We start from the raw sequence: 15,802 nt of genomic DNA on the forward strand, positions 1-15,802 counted from the left end.
AGCACTCGCCGGTCACGGCAGCTTCTCGAAGATCAGGTCGTGGCTGGCCCGGCCCTCCTCCTCGGCCCGCCGCTCGAACTTCGTCACCGGGCGCCATTCCGGCCGCGGTGCCCAGCCGTCGAACCGGTTGCGCAGGGTCGGCTCCGCAGCGCACACCTCGAGCATCTGCTCGGCGTAGTTCTCCCAGTCCGTGGCCAGGTGCAGCGTGCCGCCGACGGCGATCCGTGAGGCGATCAGCCGCACGAAGTCGGGCTGGATCAGCCGCCGCTTGTGGTGCCGCTTCTTCGGCCACGGGTCGGGGAAGAAGATCCGCACGCCCGCGAGCGACTCCGGCCGCACATGCTCGGTGAGCAGGGGCACAGCATCGCCGTGCAGCAGGCGCAGGTTCTCCACCCCGAGCGTTTCGGCACGCAGCATCAGCTGGCCGAGCCCGGCGTCGTAGACCTCGACGGCGACGTAGTTGACCTCGGGAGCCGCCGCCGCCAGCTGCGAGGTCGTCTCGCCCATGCCGGAGCCGATCTCCAGGATGACCGGCGCCGACCGGCCGAACCACCCGGCGAAGTCGATCGGGCCCGGGTCGAGCCGGGGCACCGGCCGTCCGATTTTCGGCCACACGGTGTCCCAGGCACGTTGCTGCCCGACCGTCATCCGCCCGCCACGCTTGACGTAGCTGACCACGCTGCGCAGCCGCGGCTGCTGCTCGCTTTCCACGAGCAGGCACGATAGCCGCGGTTCAGCGCACTGCTTCGAACTCCCCCAGCCGCGCACGCAGCCCGCCGAGCCCGGCGACGGCGATCGGCTCCGGGGTGATCCCACTGTGCGCGGGCAGGACGTCGATCCAGCCAGGGTGGCGTTCGGTGTTGAGGATCGTGGTGGGAATGCGATGACCGCTGCGCCCGCCCTCGGACGGCATGAACTCCCAGTAGCCCGACTCGCCGTCGGCGGCCCACGGCACGTACTCCCACCCGGGGCGTCTACCGAGCAGTTTGTCGATACGGTCCTCGATGCGGAAGCCGAGCTCGCGTGATTCGAGTGCACCGGCGGCCACGGCACGTAGCCACCACGGCGACGGCACGGGTTCGTCGTTTGCGCACGCGGCACGGTAGAGCGCCAGCACGCGGTCCTCGGGCGCGCGGTGCACCCACGCAACACGGATGTCGGCCGGTCGGGTCGCCGTCCCTGCGGCCCTGGGTAGTTCGATGGCCCGCGACCATTCGAGCTCGACCATCGGTTCCAAGCGGGGAATATCTGTCACCGTCAAGGGTCACCTCCGTAGAGTCCTGACGGGTCGCCCCCAATATCCCCCGCTCCAGGGCCATACGCTGGGCCAAGTGGGGGCTCTCACAGAGAGTTAACCGGGTCTTAATGCGGTGCTTCGATGCCGCATAACGCAACGAGGTCCGGGCCGCCCCCGATCGCGGCCCGGACCTCGTCACCTTTCCCCGTTATCCGCCTCCGTCACGCCCCGAATGCTGCGAGCGGATGCGGATGTTTCCCTGTGGTGGTCTTCTTCGTGCTCAGGCGTCCCGTCGCCGTGCGGTGGTGATCGCGATGGCCAGCAGCACCACCGCGACGCCCGCGAAGTAGGCGAGTGCCCAGCCGGGGCTCAGCGTCGAGGTGGACATGGGCGCCCCTGCATCCGGAGCGCGGCCCATGTTCGATGCCCCGTCACCGGTGAGGAACTTGTTGGCGACGTTGAAGGGCAGCCACTCGTAGATGTCGTTACCGATGGTCGGAATGAGCCGGATGAGGCTCTCGACGGCGAGGTTGTAGATCAGCAGCAGCGAGATGGCGCCCGCGCTGTGCCGGATCAGGATGCCGACGGCCACCGCGATCACCGAGGTGAGTGCGAAGACCACCCCGACGCCCGCGACGTTGATCCAGTCCGCGGTGCTGTTGAGCGCGAGGTCGGCTTCGGGCTGCAGGAGCGTCGACAGCCCCCAGCACGCGAACGCGATGATCTCGCCGAGGACCAGCGAAAGGATCGCGATCACCGTGGTCTTCGCGACCAGTGCGGCAGCGCGGTTGGGCACGGCCTGGAAGGTGGTGCGGATGGTGCCGAAGCGGTACTCGGTGGTCACCGCCAGCGCGGCGAGCACCATGATCACCGCGAGTCCGAAGCTGTAACCGAACTGCGTGGTGGCGACGGTCGCCGGGAACCGTTCGTCGGCGTTGGCGACCACGAGCGCGGTGAAGCCCACGGTCAGTGCGATGGCGGCCGCAGCACACCACCACGGCGACCTCGTGGTCAGCAGTTTGATCCGTTCGACTGCGAGCAGAGTCATCGTTTCCTCGGTTTCTGGGTAAGTCGTCAGCCGGCGGTGGGGGCGGTCACGTGCTGAGCCTCGGCCTCGAGGTCCGCGTGGTACTCCACCGAGTCACCGGTGATCTGCATGAACGCCTCCTCGAGCGAGCCGCGCTGCGGGCTCAGCTCGTGCAGCACAACGCCGTTGTCCATCGCGATCTCACCGATCTTCGCGCTGTCCAAACCGGACACAATGAGCGCGCCGTCGCTGTCGGCGAGCTGGGCGCTGGCCTTGGCGAGTGCATCGCGGAGCTTGCCCAGCTGCGGGCTGCGCACCTTGACGGTGCTGTCGGTGGCGCGCGCGACGAACTCCTCGGTGCTGCTCTGTGCGATCAGCTTTCCCTTGCCGATCACGACGAGCTCGCTTGCCGTCAGCGCCATCTCCGAGAGCAGGTGGCTGGAGACGAAGACCGTGCGGCCTTCCTCGGCGAGCCGGTGCATGAACTTGCGGATCCACAGGATGCCCTCGGGGTCGAGACCGTTGACCGGCTCGTCGAAGAGCAGCACCTCAGGGTCACCGAGCAGCGCGGCGGCGATGCCGAGGCGCTGCGACATGCCCAGCGAGAACCCGCCTGCGCGCTTGCTCGCGACGCTGGTCAGTCCGACGATCTCGAGTACCTCGTCGACCCGTTTCGGTGAGATCTTGTTGGACTTCGCCATCCACGCGAGGTGCGCGCGTGCGGAGCGGTTGGGGTGCACCCATTTCGCGTCGAGCAGTGCTCCTACTGTCCGAAGTGGATGCGTGAGTTCGTGGTAGCGCTTGCCACCGATGCGCACCTGACCGGTCGTGGGATTGTCCAGGCCGAGGATCATCCGCATTGTCGTGGACTTGCCGGCGCCGTTCGGCCCGAGGAAGCCGGTGACCCGGCCGGAAGTGACGCTGAACGACAGACTGTCGACCGCCAGCGTCTTACCGTACCGCTTGGTGAGGCCCTGTGCCTCGATCATCATGTCCTCCTGGTGCGGCGGGCGGCCGCAGTGACGCTTGCCTGGTATGCGGGGCGATGAACCGGGTCTTTCTGCCCGCGCCCGTACCCATCGTGACTCAACGGGCCCCCGCGGCGCGTCATCCTGCAGACCGACCTTGTCATTCCCCTGTAGTCGTAGCTTGGACCATCCGGCAGTAGTCCGCGATCCGTGATGACCCTGAGAGAACCCTGAACTCGGTTGGCCAAAGTTAATGAATGGTGGTTCAATTACACGGTGGCGAGACCGCGGAGTATCAGTGACGAGCGCCTGCTCGCCGCGTTGAGTGTGGTGATTGGCAGGACAGGGCCCGGATTCACGCTCGCGCAGGTCGCCGAGGAGGCCGGGGTGGCCGTCGGCAGTGTGGCGCAACGGTTCGGTTCGAAGCGTGGTCTGTTGCGCGCGTTGAGTGAGGCAGGTGCACGCCAATCCGTCGAGCAACTGCGTACGGTCGCCGATGCGGCGGCCACACCGCGGGACGGACTACGCGATGCACTCGTGGCTGTCTACTCCGGACTCGGTGATGCGGCCACCGCGGCAAACCATCTCGGCCAGCTCGGCGTCGACATCGGCGATCCCGTGCTGCGCAAGCTACTCGGCCTCCAGTATGCCGCGCTGCAAGCCGAACTGTGCGAGCTCATCCGGCGCGCAACCGGCCCAGGGTGGCGCGGACCCGCGCCGGAACGGGCGGCCCGTGCGTTGCTGGCAACCGTGAACGGCGCGGCCGTGGACTGGTCGATCCGGCCGGACGGCGAGCTGGCAGACCGTCTCGCCGAGGACATCGATTCGATAGTGGGGAGCTGGTACGGATGAACATGCCGCTGCGGGGCAAGGTTGCTGTGGTCGCCGGAGCGACGCGGGGCTGCGGGCGGGCGATCGCCGTCGAGCTGGGCCGGGCCGGTGCCACGGTGTTCGTCACCGGACGCACGACGCGTGCGCAACAGTCGCCGATGGGCAGGCCGGAAACAATCGAGGAGACGGCGGAGCTGGTGTCCGCCGCCGGCGGTACTGGCATCGCGGTGCGCTGCGACTTCACCTCGGTGCCCGATGTGGACGCACTTCGCTCCCGCATCGAGTCCGAAGTGGATGGCAGGTTGGACATCCTCGTCGACGACGTCTGGGGAGGTGACCCGTATGCCGACTTCACGGCCGCCTACTGGGAGTCCGATCTGGACAACGCGCTCACCATGGTGCGCAACGGCGTGGAGACGCACCTGATCGCACTACACCGGCTGTTGCCGTTGGTCACGCGTAAGGCTGGTGGCCTGGTGATCGAGGTGACCGACGGTGACACCGATGACTACGTCGGTGCGGGAATTCCCTACTATCTGGTGAAATCCGGCATCCGGGCACTCGGCAGGGCACTCGGCACCGAGCTCGCCAAGCACGGCTGCACCGGGCTGGCCGTCACGCCGGGCTACCTGCGCTCGGAGGCCATGCTGGACCTCTACGGCGTGACCGAGGACAACTGGCGGGACGCCGTGACCGACGAACGTCCCGAGTTCGCCCTGTCCGAGACGCCCTACTATCTCGCACGCGGGGTCGTCGCGCTCGCCACCGACCCGGAGGTCGACCGCTTCGCCGGGCAGACGCTCGCGTCGTGGACTCTCATGCACACCTACGGCATCACGGACGTCGACGGCACCCAGCCGGACTTCGGCCGCTGGTTCCGCGAGGTCTTCCAGGCAGGCCTGGACATCCACGCCGTCGACATGGCGCAGTACCGGAACGGTTGACTTTTCCCGTATTGCCCATCGGACCCGTTTGTGACAGTTATGCTTCCGCTGTCACTAGACGGACGGGGGTAGTAATGCGGGCATTCGCGGGCGTGATCATGTTGGCCGCTGCCGTGCTGGCTGGGTGTGGCGGGACTGAACCGGCAGAGTCGGAGCCCGCCTCGCCCACGTCCGGCGCCGCGGAGGCGACGACCACAACGCCGAGCTCGTCGCCGGAGTCGTCGGCTCCGGTGGAGACGACCAGCCCGGTGGAGGAGGCCAGCCCGGGGACCGCGGGCGCGATCGAACGGTTCGAGCAGTTCCTCGCCGCGGTGGGCAGCGAGGACACCGACACTGCCTGCGAGATCGCGGGCCCGGCCGCGAAAAGGGCAGAGGACCAGGGATTCGGCTCGTGCGCCGAGACCTTCGGCCTGATGTTCCAGCTGATCTCGCCCGACCAGAAGCAGGCGCTGCGGGGCGCCACTGTCGACGAGAACGGGATCACCGTGGAGTCGCCGACCAAGGTCGCGATCCCAGCGAGCGCGGTCCAGGCCACGGCCACGTTCACCAGCGGCGACCTCGGCGACTCCGTGCTGGAGTTCATCGACGGTCAGTGGTACGTCACCGACTGACCTAACCGAGTCCTGGACGGGCCAGCCCGGTCTCGTAGGCGAGCACCACCGCCTGCACCCGGTCGCGGAGGTCGAGTTTCGCCAGGATCCGGCCAACGTGGGTCTTCACCGTCGCCTCGGACAGGAAGAGCTTCTCGGCGATCTCGGTGTTCGACAGTCCTTTCGCGACCAGCGTGAGCACTTCCCGCTCCCGGCCGGTGAGGGCGTCGAGCACCGAGGCATCGCGCGGCGCCGGCGCGCCCGCGCCGAGGAAGCGTTCCAGCAGCCGTTTGGTCACCCCGGGCGAGACAACCGCGTCGCCGCTGGCCACCGCGCGCAGTGCCGACACGAGATGGTCCGGTGGCGTGTCCTTCAGCAGGAACCCGCTCGCACCGCCCTGCAGCGCCGAGTACACGTACTCGTCGAGGTCGAAGGTGGTCATCACGAGCACCTTCGAGGTGCCCGCGGTCACGATCCGCCTTGTCGCCTCGACACCGTCGAGCACCGGCATCCGCACGTCCATCAGCACCACGTCCGGGAGCAGCTCCCCTGCCAGCCGCACCGCCTCGGCGCCGTCCCCCGCCTCACCGGTGACCTCGATGTCCTCCTGCGCGCCGAGGACCATCCGGAACCCGACGCGCATGAGCTCCTGATCGTCGACCACCAAGACCCGGATCACCGGTCCAACCTAACGGGCAACCGGGCGTGTACCTGCCAGCCGCCGCCGGGGCGCGGGCCGACGGTGAGCGTTCCGCCATAAACGTTCGCGCGCTCGCGCATGCCGATCAGGCCGTTGCCGCCGGGTACCGGCCGCTCGCCGTCGGCGGGCACCAGCTGCCGCGCCTTTCCAGCGCCGTCGTCGTTCACCTCGACGTCGATCGTGTCGACATAGCGATGCACCTGAACCTGCGCCCGCGCCCCGTTGCCGGCGTGTTTGAAGGCGTTGGTCAGCGACTCCTGCACGATCCGGTACACGCCGAGCGACACGCCCGCCGGCAGCTCCCCCAGCTCGCCGACGTCCAGCTCCACCGGCAGGCCCGCACTGCGCATCCGTGCCACGAGATCGGCAAGGTCGGCAGCGGTCGGCTGCGGCACTCTCGGCTCGGCGTCGGTCTCCTCGCCGCGCAGTACGTCGAGCAGCCTGCGCAGCTCGGCCAGCGCCGCGCGGCCGGTGTCGGAGATGGTTCGGACGGCGGTCTCGGCAAGGCCAGGGTTGGCGCGGATGGCGTAGGAGGCGCCGTCGGCGTGCACGACCATCACGCTCACCGCGTGGGCGACGACATCGTGCAGCTCCCTGGCGATACGTCCACGCTCCTCGGCGACGGCGATCCGGGCCGCCTGATCGCGTTCGGTCTCCAGCAGGTGCAGCCGCGCTTCCAGCTCGGCCTGGTAGGCGCGGCGTGCGCCGACGAACTCACCGAGCACCCAGCAGAACGCCATGTAGAGGGTGGACACGATGGCGTTGATGACCCATTCCTCGTCGAACTGCACATACAGCTGGCCCACCGAGGCGATGGTGATCGACGCGAGGTACAGCACGCCCTGCCGTCGGCCCACATAGACGACGACGCTGTAGACGCTGATCCCGCTCGCCACGGCGGCGGTGAGACCGAGAGCCAGCCACGCATGCACGGCGCCGAGCACGAGCAGGGCGTAGGCGGAGAACACCGGGTACTTCCGGCGCAGGATCAGCGGCAGCACCGTGACGATGTCCATCGGCAGCGCCAGGTACCACGGCGGGAGGTGATGCGGGACCACCTCGAACATCGACACGAAGAAGTACGCGGTGTCGATGAGCAGCAGTAGCACCGCGATGAGGCTGTCGCCGACCATCGGGTGCATCCGCATCCACAGACTGAGCCGGCGCACCGTCCAACAGTAGGGTGCGAGGACATCGCCCCGCGTCCACCTGCAGTCGCACTGCGGCTGCGCGTACAGGATGACGCGGTGGGAGGATCGCCGGAGCGAACGAGGGGTGAGCGGCATGACGGCGGTGGAAGGCGTGCGGTTGGCGGGTCCACTGTCGACCTCGGTGGCCAACCTGTGCCGTCGGCTGCAGCCGCAGGTCTCACCGCGGACGGCAACCGGGTTCGCCGAGGTCCTGCGCAGGCTCGGCGCGCCGTTGCAGGTCGCTGTCGCCGGCCGGATCAAGTCCGGTAAGTCCACACTGGTCAACGCGCTGATCGGGCGCCGCGTCGCGCCGACCGACGTGGGTGAGTGCACCCGGCTCGTCACCCGCTTTCAGTACGGCACCGTTGACCGCATCGAGGTGGTGTTCACCGACGGGCGCAAGCAGGTGCTGCCGTTCGCGCCGGACGGGATGATCCCGGCCGAGCTGGGCGTGGACATCGACGAGGTGTCCCACATCGAGGCATACCTGACCAACGCGGTGCTGCAGGGCATGACCGTGATCGACACCCCCGGCCTCGGCTCGCTGGACGCGGCGTCGGTGTCGCGCACCGAGCAGCTGCTCGGCGCCGCCAAGGCAGCCGAGGACGACGGGGACGGCGACGGCACCGGCGAGCTCGACGAGACCTCACGCAATGCCGTCGCCGGTGCCGAGGCCGTGCTCTACGTGGTCACGCAGGGCATCAGGGCCGACGACCAGCAGGCGCTCGCCGCGTTCACCGCGGCCACCGCCAGCCGCGAGGCGGGGCCGGTCAACGCGATCGCCGCGCTGAACAAGGCCGACACGATCGCGCCGGAGTCGGTGGACGGTTCGGACGGCGACGTGTGGAAGGCCGCGTCCATGCTCGCCGAGCGGCAGGCCGACACGCTCAAGCCGCGGGTTGCCGACGTGCTGCCGGTGATCGGGCTGCTCGCCGAGACCGCCGAGTCGGGCCAGTTCACCTCGGCCGACGCGGACGCGCTGCGCCGCCTGGTCGGCCTCGAGGAGGACATCCTCGAGATGATGCTGCTCTCGGCGGACATGTTCACCAGCTGGGAGTGCGAGGTGCCTGCCGGTGTGCGGGTGCGGTTGCTGGAGAAGCTCGATCTCTTCGGCATCCGGCACGCTGTCGAGATCATCCGTGCCGATCCGGAGATCACCGCGGGAACGTTGCGCCGTCGGCTGCTGGAGGCATCGGGGCTAGCCGCAGTGCGCTCGCGGCTGGCGACCGTGTTCGCCGCCCGCGCCGACGGGATCAAGGCCGCCGCCGCGCTGGCCTCGATCACCGCGCTGGCGCACGCCTCCGGTGACCCGGCGGAGCGCCAGCGCGTGCACGACGCCATCGAGGTGCTGCTCGCCAAGCCCGAGGCGCACCAGCTGCGGTTGCTCGAGGCACTCACGCTCGTGGCATCCGGGGCAGTGGAGATGCCGCCGGATCTCAGCGAGGAGGTGCTGCGCGTCGGCAGCAATGCCGAGATCCCCGCGCAGCTCGGCAAGCCCGGCGAGTCGCGAGCCGGTCTCGCGACGTACGCGCTGGAGCGGGCGGGCTGGTGGCGCTCCTTCGCCTCGTTCGGCGCGACGCCTGCGCAGAGCCGGGTGGCGCACGTCGTGCACCGGGCCTACTTCCTCATCTGGCAACAGCTGCGCGAGCAGGTGGGCGGTGCCCGGTGAGCTCCTGGTTCCGTAAGCAGAACGACGAGCCGACCGGCCAGATCCCTGCGCTCGGAGGGGGAACCGCACCGGCGGGTACCGCGTCGAAAGGCGACGTGGAACCCGTAGGACTCGCCGCCATCCCGATCGACCACGAGCAGGCGCTCGCTGATCGCCAGGCACTGATCCAGTTGTGCTTGTACGCGATGGACCGCGCGCGCAGCGGTGGCGTCGCCGAGCGCATCGAGCAGGGTCTCGCCGGGATCGGCGTACATGCCCTGCGCCCCGACGGTCAGCGGTTCGACCCGACGCTGCACGAGGCGGGCGGTGCGGTGCCGACCGAGGACGCCGGCCTGGAGGGCACCGTCGCGGAGACCGAGGTCGTCGGGTTTCTCGATCACGACCGGCTGCTGCGCGCGCCGATCGTGACCGTTTACACAAGGCGATAAAGTCCGGTGCTGTGATCACGGCACCCTCGGCCGGCAAGCCGACACTGCCCGCGCAGGTCAAGCAGGCACGCGAGTCGTTGCTGGCCACGCTGCGGGAACTGGACCCGCAGGTCGCGAAGTGGGTCGAGGAGCAGCGCCGGGCACGCTCGACGAAGCCGTCGGTGGTGGTGGTCGGCGAGACCAATCGTGGCAAGAGCTCGCTGGTCAACGCGTTGCTGGCCACGCCGGGCCTCTCCCCCGTCGACGCCGAGGTCGCCACAGCGACGTACCTGGTGTTCGACCATGCCGAGGACTGGCTCGCCAAGGCCTGCTATCCAGGGCAGCTGGCGCCCGTCGGCTTCCCCTTGGAGGAGCTGATCCGCTGGGTCTCGGCAGCGCACGAGCTTCCCGAGGGCCAGCTCCCACCACGTTATGTCGAGGTCTGCGGCCCCGTCCCGCTGCTGGAACGCCTTTCGCTGGTCGACACGCCCGGTGTCGGCGGCCTCGACTCGGCGCACGGCGAGCTCGCGATGGAGGCGGCCGCAAACGCAACGGCGCTGTTGTTCGTCGTCGACGCTTCCGCACCGTTCACCGCCACCGAGCTGCAGTTCCTGCGCGCGATGGCCGACCGGGTCGAGACCGTGTTGTTCGCGCTGTCGAAGATCGACCAGTTCCGTGGCTGGCGTGAGGTGCTCGACGCCGACCGTGCCCTGCTTGCCGAGCACGCGCCCCGTTTCGCCGACGCGCTGATCCACCCGGTTTCGGCGCGCATGTTCGAGATGGCCGGCCGGGCCCCGAACGAGCAGGCCGCGACCATGCTGCGGGAGAAGTCCGGCGTCGCCGAGCTGCAGGGCGCGTTGCAGGAGCTGCTGGTCGGCCGGTCGGTGATGCTCGGCGAGGCCAACACCCTGCGGGCGCTGTCCAGCGCGCTCGCCGAGCAGCACGCGATCCTCAACGCCGAGCGCAGGGCGCTGTCGTCCGGCGAGTCGGAGGCCGAGCAGCTGCGGGCCCGGCGCGACGAGCTCACCGTGGAACGCCGTTCGTCCACCCGCGGCTGGCAGCTGAAGCTGCGCGGCGAGGTGCAGCGCACGCGCGTCGAGCTCGGCCACGAGGCAAGCAGGCAGATGCGGGACGCCCAGTCGTATTTCCGCCAGCAGATCGACTCCGCCGATCGCGAGCAGCTCGTGCAGCTGCCGCAGCAGGTGGACATGGCGCTGCAGACGATCTCGCAGCGGGTGTCGGGCCAGCTCGCGCACCGGCTCAACCAGGTCACCGATGTCGCGCTCGCCGAGCTGTTCTCGGCGGAGGAGCTCGACATCATTCGTGCCCAGTTCGCCCGTGGCGGCGGTCCGCCGGTGGTGCTGCGGCCACCGGACAAGCGACCGCCGACCGCGGAGGACAAGCTGCTGGTGTTCATGGGCGTCTCCGGCGGTGCCGGGGCGGCGAAACTCGCGGCCGCGCCGCTGGCCGGCTTCGCGCTGTTCAACCCGGTGGTGCTGCCCGCGACGATCGTGATCGGGCTCGGTGCGGGCTGGTGGATGGCACGCACGCGCAGGCATGCCGCTGACAAACAGCACACAAAGCAATGGCTCGTCGAGTCGATCGCCGACGCGCGTTCCACGCTGGACCAGCTGGTCGCCGAGCAGCTCATCGAGGCGGAGCAGCAGCTCGCACTGGCACTGGACGATGCGTTGAGCAGGCGCATCGAGGCGATCGAGGCTGAGCTCAAGGAGGTCGACAAGACCATCAAGATGGATGCGCAGGAGCGGTCCAAGAAGCTCGCACTGGTCACCAAGCGGATCAAGGACGTGGCCGAGGGCAGAGAGCGCGCTGAGGCCTTCCTCGGCCGAATCCGCACTCTGCGTGACCGGGCCCGGGCAGAGTAAGGAACTGGTGCGGGGAACCGAACCGGAATAACGTGAGTCCCAAGAAAGAATCAGCAAGCAACCCTGACCAGAGGGGGCGTTCGGAGTGTGGGTCGACGAGAACGGTGGCTCGGACACCGGTGACACCACCGGTACCTCGGATGAGATGAGTGTCACCGTCGACGGCGAGGACTACTCCGCCGACGTCAACTTCGACATCGACGAGGACGGCGTCAACGACACCGCACTCATCGAGCACTCGGACGGCAGTGGTCAGGCGTTCATCGACAACAACGGCGACGGCGAGGCCGACGAGTACATCGCGATCGACGCGCAGGGCGATATCGTCGCGCACGCGAGTTACGACGAGGCCAGCGGCGACTGGGTGTCGATCGAGTCCGGTGACCCCGGCGCCGACGCCGGGGAGACACAGACCAGCTCGGGTGGCGTGATCACGGCCGACATGCCCCAGGGCGATGTCGAGGTCGGTCCCGCCACGGTGGACACGGACTCCGACGGCGTCAACGACACCGCGGTGGTCGAGGACGGCAGCGGCAACACGATCGCGTTCACTGATGTCGACGGTGACGGCGAGGCCGACGTTGCGGTCGTCATCGGCCCGGACGGCGAGTCCACGGTGCTGGAGCACACCGGCGACGGCGAGTGGACCGAGAAGGGCAGCGGGTCCGGTGTGGCCGCTGGCAGCGACAGCCTCTGGGGTGGGGGCCAGCAGGCCGTCGAGGGCGTTGCCAAGATCGACTCGACCACGGGCCAGTGGATCAGCCAGAACTAAGGCACGGTCGCGCCCGGGACTAGATCGCCGCGCGTTCCACGGTGATGACCTCAGGGTTCTTGGCTGTGGCGCGCCAGCGGGCGGCCCAGTTCTCCCGGATGGCGGCGAAAGCGGTGTCGTCGAGACCGTAGGTGGATACGATCACGTTGACCTGGGCGAGTTCCATGGCGTTCGGGTCGGCGCCGACGGAGATCAGCCAGCCGTCGCGGGTGACCACGCTGGCGTCGTACCACGGCGTGCCCGGGCCTACCAGCGCGATCACCTCTGGTCCCGTCGCCTCCCCGGCCAGGTAAACGGTGCGGCGAGCGCCCTTCGGTGCCGCCTCCAGCCAGAAGCGCAGCTGTTCCAGGTAGAAGCGCCAGCCCTCCGCGACGCCCTCGTACAGCTCCTCCCATGTCGCGTCCGCGACCTCGGGTACCACGAGACGCACGATGGTGTGCCGGCCGTCGGCGGTGAGGGTGAGTTCGGTGTCGTCCTCGAACACGATGCGCCCGGGTGGGAGGAGTGTCGAATCTTCCACGAAGGCGCGTACCTCGTCATCGAGCCCGGCAGCGGGACGCTCCGGACGGCCGCCATGTCGATCGTCGTAGTCGTAGCCGAACCACTCGTGTAGGGCTTCGGTGGTGCTCACCGCCCGCCAGACCTCGGCCTGTGAGGCGTTGACCACCAACTCGAGGATCGGCCGCTTGGTGTCGCCCGTCGGGCTGCTGGTGTTCATCAGTCTCTCCCTAGCTGGTTTCTCGAGTGGGGTTCTGGTCAGGTTTCTCGGTCAGGTCGGCCGCGGGATGACCACCGATGATGACGCGGTACCGTCGGCGCGCCCGTGGCGTGTCGTACGCGGCCACCAGGTCGCCGACGTGCGCCGCGAGATCTTCGGCGAACCGTGCGATGTCGGCCGGTTCGGAGAACCCGACGTCGGCCGTGATGGTGAAGGTCACCAGTCGCTTGCCGGCATCGCCGGCCTGGTCGCGCATCGCGGCGACATCGCGGAAGGTGCGGGCGGTTGTCGCGAGCAGGGTCTCGGCGGCGAACTGGTCCTGGTCGTCGGTCGGGAGGTCGCCCAGGACCTCCGGCGCGACCACCACGGTCCGCGCCGTGGCACGTACCACCCGCTCGGTGCCACCCCGCCGTTGCCGGGTCTCGACCAGTTCGACGAGCCCGGCCTTCTCGAGCTCGCGCAGGTGGTAGTTGACCCGCTGCCGGCTCTCGCCGATCCGGGTGGCCACCACGGTTGCCGAGGCGGGCTCGCGTACCTCGGCGAGGATCCGCCTGCGCAGCGGTGACAGTTCCCCACGCAAGTCGGCCTCGCGCAGGACGTCGAGTCCCTTGGCCATGGCCTCACGATGTCATTAGGAAAACCTGTTTGTCAATTGGGCTTGTCACCTGGATCACCGCCCGCTGATCCAAGACCCCTATCTGCGCGACCTCGGCACTTAATCCCCTGAATGGGTGAGGCTGCAGAACGCGAAGACCCGGCACGAATTTCGTGCCGGGTCTTCCTTCTTTGCGCAGGAAAGTCTTTCTTGCTGGCGCGATTCAGCAAGAACTGAATCGATTCCCTGATCGTTCTTGTGAGAGAACCGACAGGTCAGCGCTCGGATCGGCGCGTGTTTGGCCGCTACGCTCAGGGAATCCCCAAAAACGAGCACACCGCTTGCCGGTGCGCGAAGCCATTCGGTCTGACGAGCTCGGAGCCTGCGTCTGGACGACGAAGTTCGGTTGTGGGCTTTGTCGTCGAAGACAGGAGATGAGATGACTGCAGTAGCCATCCCCGGGCTGGACAATGCGCCAACGACACACAGTGGCGTGTTGTCCTGGGTGCGGGAGGTCGCGGAGCTGACCACCCCCGACCGCGTGGTATGGGTGGACGGCTCCGACGAGGAAGCCGCGCGCATCAATACCGAGCTCGTGGAGGCAGGCACCTTCGTTCCGCTGAAGGCGAAGCCCAACTCGTACTGGGCCGCCTCCGACCCGAGTGACGTCGCTCGCGTCGAGGAGCGCACCTTCATCTGCTCGGAGCGGGAGTCCGACTCGGGGCCCACCAACAACTGGATGCACCCGGACGAGATGAAAGCGACCATGACCGAGCTCTACCGGGGCTGCATGCGGGGTCGCACGATGTACGTCATCCCGTTCTGCATGGGCCCGCTCGGTGATGACAACCCCAAGCTCGGCATCGAGATCACCGACTTCGCCTACGTCGTGGCCTCCATGCGCGTGATGACCAGGATGGGCAAGGCCGCCCTGGACAAGTTCGTCAAGGAGGACGGCACCGAGCGCGAGTTCGTGCCCGCGCTGCACTCCGTCGGCGCGCCGCTCGAGCAGGGCCAGGAGGACGTGCCGTGGCCCTGCAACGACACCAAGTACATCAGCCACTTCCCGGAGACCAGGACGATCTGGAGCTACGGGTCGGGTTACGGCGGCAACTCGCTGCTGGGCAAGAAGTGCTACTCGCTGCGGATCGCGTCGGTGATGGCCCGCGATGAGGGCTGGCTCGCCGAGCACATGCTGATCCTCAAGCTGATCTCCCCGGAGAACAAGGCCTACTACATCGCGGCGGCGTTCCCCAGCGCCTGCGGCAAGACCAACCTGGCGATGCTGCAGCCGACCATCCCCGGCTGGCGTGCCGAGACGCTCGGCGACGACATCGCGTGGATGCGCTTCGGTGAGGACGGCAGGCTCTACGCGATCAACCCCGAGTTCGGGTTCTTCGGTGTCGCGCCCGGTACCGACTGGCACACCAACCCGAACGCCATGCGCACCATCGAGAAGGGCAACACGGTCTTCACCAACGTCGCCCTCACCGACGACGGCGACATCTGGTGGGAGGGCATGGACAGCAAGCCCGCGCACCTGACGTCGTGGAAGCAGCAGGACTGGACGCCCGAGTCGACCGAGCCCGCCGCGCACCCGAACTCCCGGTACTGCACGCCGATGTCGCAGTGCCCGACGCTGGCACCCGAGTGGGACGACCCGAAGGGCGTGCCGATCTCGGCGATCCTCTTCGGTGGCCGCCGTGCCACGACGGTGCCGCTCGTGAACGAGGCCCGCGACTGGCAGCACGGGGTGTTCATGGGCGCCACGATGTCGTCGGAGAAGACCGCTGCCGCGGCTGGCAAGGTCGGCGAGGTGCGGCGCGACCCGATGGCGATGCTGCCGTTCCTCGGCTACCACGCCGCCGACTACTTCCAGCACTGGGTGGAGATCGGCAAGGGTGCCGACGGCGTCAAGCTGCCGAAGATCTTCTACGTCAACTGGTTCCGCCGTGGCGACGACAAGCGGTTCCTGTGGCCTGGCTTCGGCGAGAACTCGCGTGTGCTCAAGTGGATCGTCGAGCGCATCGAGGGCACGGCTGCGGCGGTGGAGACGCCGGTCGGTTACGTGCCGCGGGCCGATGACCTCGACATCGTTGGGCTGAAGGAGCCGCTGGCCGACATCCAGGCCGCGCTCGACGTCGACGTCGACGAGTGGCGCCAGGAGATCCCGCTGATCGAGGAGTGGTTCGACAAGATCGGCGAAAAGGTGCCGTCCGCCCTGCGCGACGAGCTGGCAGCCCTCAAGCAGCGCCTGGGCTGAGTCGA

16 protein-coding genes are annotated in these 15,802 nt (G+C 68.4%); 8 read left to right on the plus strand and 8 right to left on the minus strand.

What is annotated here, in order from left to right; all coding sequences use genetic code 11:
• Positions 1 to 12: 12 nt before the first annotated feature.
• The 4 genes from trmB to ABZ863_RS20710 form a co-directional block, all read right to left on the minus strand.
• Positions 13 to 711 carry a tRNA (guanosine(46)-N7)-methyltransferase TrmB gene (trmB, locus tag ABZ863_RS20695; RefSeq protein ID WP_358537991.1) on the minus strand — a complete coding sequence of 233 codons (699 nt, stop codon included), beginning with the start codon at positions 709 to 711 and terminating at the stop codon, positions 13 to 15.
• A gap of 22 nt (positions 712 to 733) precedes the next feature.
• Complete coding sequence (locus tag ABZ863_RS20700; RefSeq protein WP_358538163.1) at positions 734 to 1,228, minus strand: hypothetical protein; 495 nt, start codon at positions 1,226 to 1,228, stop codon at positions 734 to 736.
• Between the two features lie 289 nt (positions 1,229 to 1,517).
• Entirely contained in the window at positions 1,518 to 2,285 is a 768-nt protein-coding gene (locus tag ABZ863_RS20705; RefSeq protein WP_358537993.1) for an ABC transporter permease, read from the minus strand.
• A gap of 26 nt (positions 2,286 to 2,311) precedes the next feature.
• The gene (locus ABZ863_RS20710) at positions 2,312 to 3,253 is read right to left on the minus strand and encodes an ATP-binding cassette domain-containing protein (protein WP_358537995.1); all 942 of its coding nucleotides are present in this window, start codon (positions 3,251 to 3,253) and stop codon (positions 2,312 to 2,314) included.
• Between the two features lie 255 nt (positions 3,254 to 3,508).
• Between ABZ863_RS20710 and ABZ863_RS20715 the strand changes: the two genes are divergently transcribed.
• The 3 genes from ABZ863_RS20715 (at position 3,509) to ABZ863_RS20725 (ending at position 5,618) form a co-directional block, all read left to right on the plus strand.
• Complete coding sequence (locus ABZ863_RS20715; protein WP_358537997.1) at positions 3,509 to 4,084, plus strand: TetR/AcrR family transcriptional regulator; 576 nt, start codon at positions 3,509 to 3,511, stop codon at positions 4,082 to 4,084.
• Between the two features lie 2 nt (positions 4,085 to 4,086).
• Complete coding sequence (locus ABZ863_RS20720; RefSeq protein ID WP_358538165.1) at positions 4,087 to 5,007, plus strand: SDR family oxidoreductase; 921 nt, start codon at positions 4,087 to 4,089, stop codon at positions 5,005 to 5,007.
• A 74-nt stretch (positions 5,008 to 5,081) separates the two neighbouring features.
• Entirely contained in the window at positions 5,082 to 5,618 is a 537-nt protein-coding gene (locus ABZ863_RS20725) for a hypothetical protein (protein WP_358538000.1), read from the plus strand.
• 1 nt (position 5,619) lies between these two features.
• Here the strand turns inward: ABZ863_RS20725 and ABZ863_RS20730 are convergent, their stop codons facing one another.
• Both ABZ863_RS20730 and ABZ863_RS20735 read right to left on the minus strand, forming a co-directional pair.
• The gene (locus ABZ863_RS20730; RefSeq protein ID WP_358538002.1) at positions 5,620 to 6,276 is read right to left on the minus strand and encodes a response regulator transcription factor; all 657 of its coding nucleotides are present in this window, start codon (positions 6,274 to 6,276) and stop codon (positions 5,620 to 5,622) included.
• Positions 6,273 to 7,430 (minus strand): histidine kinase, encoded by a 1,158-nt coding sequence (locus ABZ863_RS20735; RefSeq protein WP_358538167.1) that lies wholly within the window; start codon positions 7,428 to 7,430, stop codon positions 6,273 to 6,275. Before ABZ863_RS20735 ends, ABZ863_RS20730 begins: the two co-directional genes overlap by 4 nt.
• A 151-nt stretch (positions 7,431 to 7,581) precedes the next feature.
• On the opposite strand from ABZ863_RS20735, the gene ABZ863_RS20740 reads away from it, so the two are divergent.
• The 4 genes from ABZ863_RS20740 (at position 7,582) to ABZ863_RS20755 (ending at position 12,221) form a co-directional block, all read left to right on the plus strand.
• Positions 7,582 to 9,156 (plus strand): dynamin family protein, encoded by a 1,575-nt coding sequence (locus ABZ863_RS20740; RefSeq protein ID WP_358538004.1) that lies wholly within the window; start codon positions 7,582 to 7,584, stop codon positions 9,154 to 9,156.
• A gap of 41 nt (positions 9,157 to 9,197) precedes the next feature.
• The gene (grpE, locus tag ABZ863_RS20745) at positions 9,198 to 9,584 is read left to right on the plus strand and encodes a nucleotide exchange factor GrpE (protein WP_358538170.1); all 387 of its coding nucleotides are present in this window, start codon (positions 9,198 to 9,200) and stop codon (positions 9,582 to 9,584) included.
• A 14-nt stretch (positions 9,585 to 9,598) separates the two neighbouring features.
• Positions 9,599 to 11,449 (plus strand): dynamin family protein, encoded by a 1,851-nt coding sequence (locus ABZ863_RS20750; protein WP_358538172.1) that lies wholly within the window; start codon positions 9,599 to 9,601, stop codon positions 11,447 to 11,449.
• Between the two features lie 85 nt (positions 11,450 to 11,534).
• Positions 11,535 to 12,221: a hypothetical protein gene (locus ABZ863_RS20755; RefSeq protein ID WP_358538007.1), complete on the plus strand. Its 687-nt coding sequence runs from the start codon at positions 11,535 to 11,537 to the stop codon at positions 12,219 to 12,221.
• Positions 12,222 to 12,240: 19 nt separating this feature from the next.
• On the opposite strand, the gene ABZ863_RS20760 is transcribed toward ABZ863_RS20755, so the two are convergent.
• Both ABZ863_RS20760 and ABZ863_RS20765 read right to left on the minus strand, forming a co-directional pair.
• A complete protein-coding gene (locus tag ABZ863_RS20760; RefSeq protein ID WP_358538010.1) occupies positions 12,241 to 12,939 on the minus strand; it encodes an SRPBCC domain-containing protein in 699 nt (232 codons plus the stop codon).
• A gap of 10 nt (positions 12,940 to 12,949) precedes the next feature.
• Positions 12,950 to 13,555, minus strand: a complete 606-nt coding sequence (locus ABZ863_RS20765) for a helix-turn-helix domain-containing protein (protein ID WP_358538013.1) — start codon at positions 13,553 to 13,555, stop codon at positions 12,950 to 12,952.
• 418 nt (positions 13,556 to 13,973) lie between these two features.
• Between ABZ863_RS20765 and ABZ863_RS20770 the strand changes: the two genes are divergently transcribed.
• A complete protein-coding gene (locus ABZ863_RS20770) occupies positions 13,974 to 15,797 on the plus strand; it encodes a phosphoenolpyruvate carboxykinase (GTP) (protein ID WP_358538015.1) in 1,824 nt (607 codons plus the stop codon).
• Positions 15,798 to 15,802: the final 5 nt, after the last annotated feature.

The sequence above is a fragment of the Saccharomonospora sp. NPDC046836 genome (genome assembly GCF_040645195.1).
Classification (GTDB): Bacteria; Actinomycetota; Actinomycetes; order Mycobacteriales; family Pseudonocardiaceae; genus Prauserella_A.

What these genes read in the sequence shown, in the direction of transcription:
- ABZ863_RS20700 (WP_358538163.1), bottom strand. Translation starts at nt 1,228, where the DNA reads ATGGTCGAGCTCGAATGGTCGCGGGCCATCGAACTACCCAGGGCCGCA.
- ABZ863_RS20705 (WP_358537993.1), bottom strand. Translation starts at nt 2,285, where the DNA reads ATGACTCTGCTCGCAGTCGAACGGATCAAACTGCTGACCACGAGGTCG.
- ABZ863_RS20710 (WP_358537995.1), bottom strand. Translation starts at nt 3,253, where the DNA reads ATGATCGAGGCACAGGGCCTCACCAAGCGGTACGGTAAGACGCTGGCG.
- ABZ863_RS20720 (WP_358538165.1), top strand. Translation starts at nt 4,087, where the DNA reads ATGCCGCTGCGGGGCAAGGTTGCTGTGGTCGCCGGAGCGACGCGGGGC.
- ABZ863_RS20725 (WP_358538000.1), top strand. Translation starts at nt 5,082, where the DNA reads ATGCGGGCATTCGCGGGCGTGATCATGTTGGCCGCTGCCGTGCTGGCT.
- ABZ863_RS20735 (WP_358538167.1), bottom strand. Translation starts at nt 7,430, where the DNA reads ATGGTCGGCGACAGCCTCATCGCGGTGCTACTGCTGCTCATCGACACC.
- ABZ863_RS20740 (WP_358538004.1), top strand. Translation starts at nt 7,582, where the DNA reads ATGACGGCGGTGGAAGGCGTGCGGTTGGCGGGTCCACTGTCGACCTCG.
- ABZ863_RS20760 (WP_358538010.1), bottom strand. Translation starts at nt 12,939, where the DNA reads ATGAACACCAGCAGCCCGACGGGCGACACCAAGCGGCCGATCCTCGAG.
- ABZ863_RS20765 (WP_358538013.1), bottom strand. Translation starts at nt 13,555, where the DNA reads ATGGCCAAGGGACTCGACGTCCTGCGCGAGGCCGACTTGCGTGGGGAA.
- ABZ863_RS20770 (WP_358538015.1), top strand. Translation starts at nt 13,974, where the DNA reads ATGACTGCAGTAGCCATCCCCGGGCTGGACAATGCGCCAACGACACAC.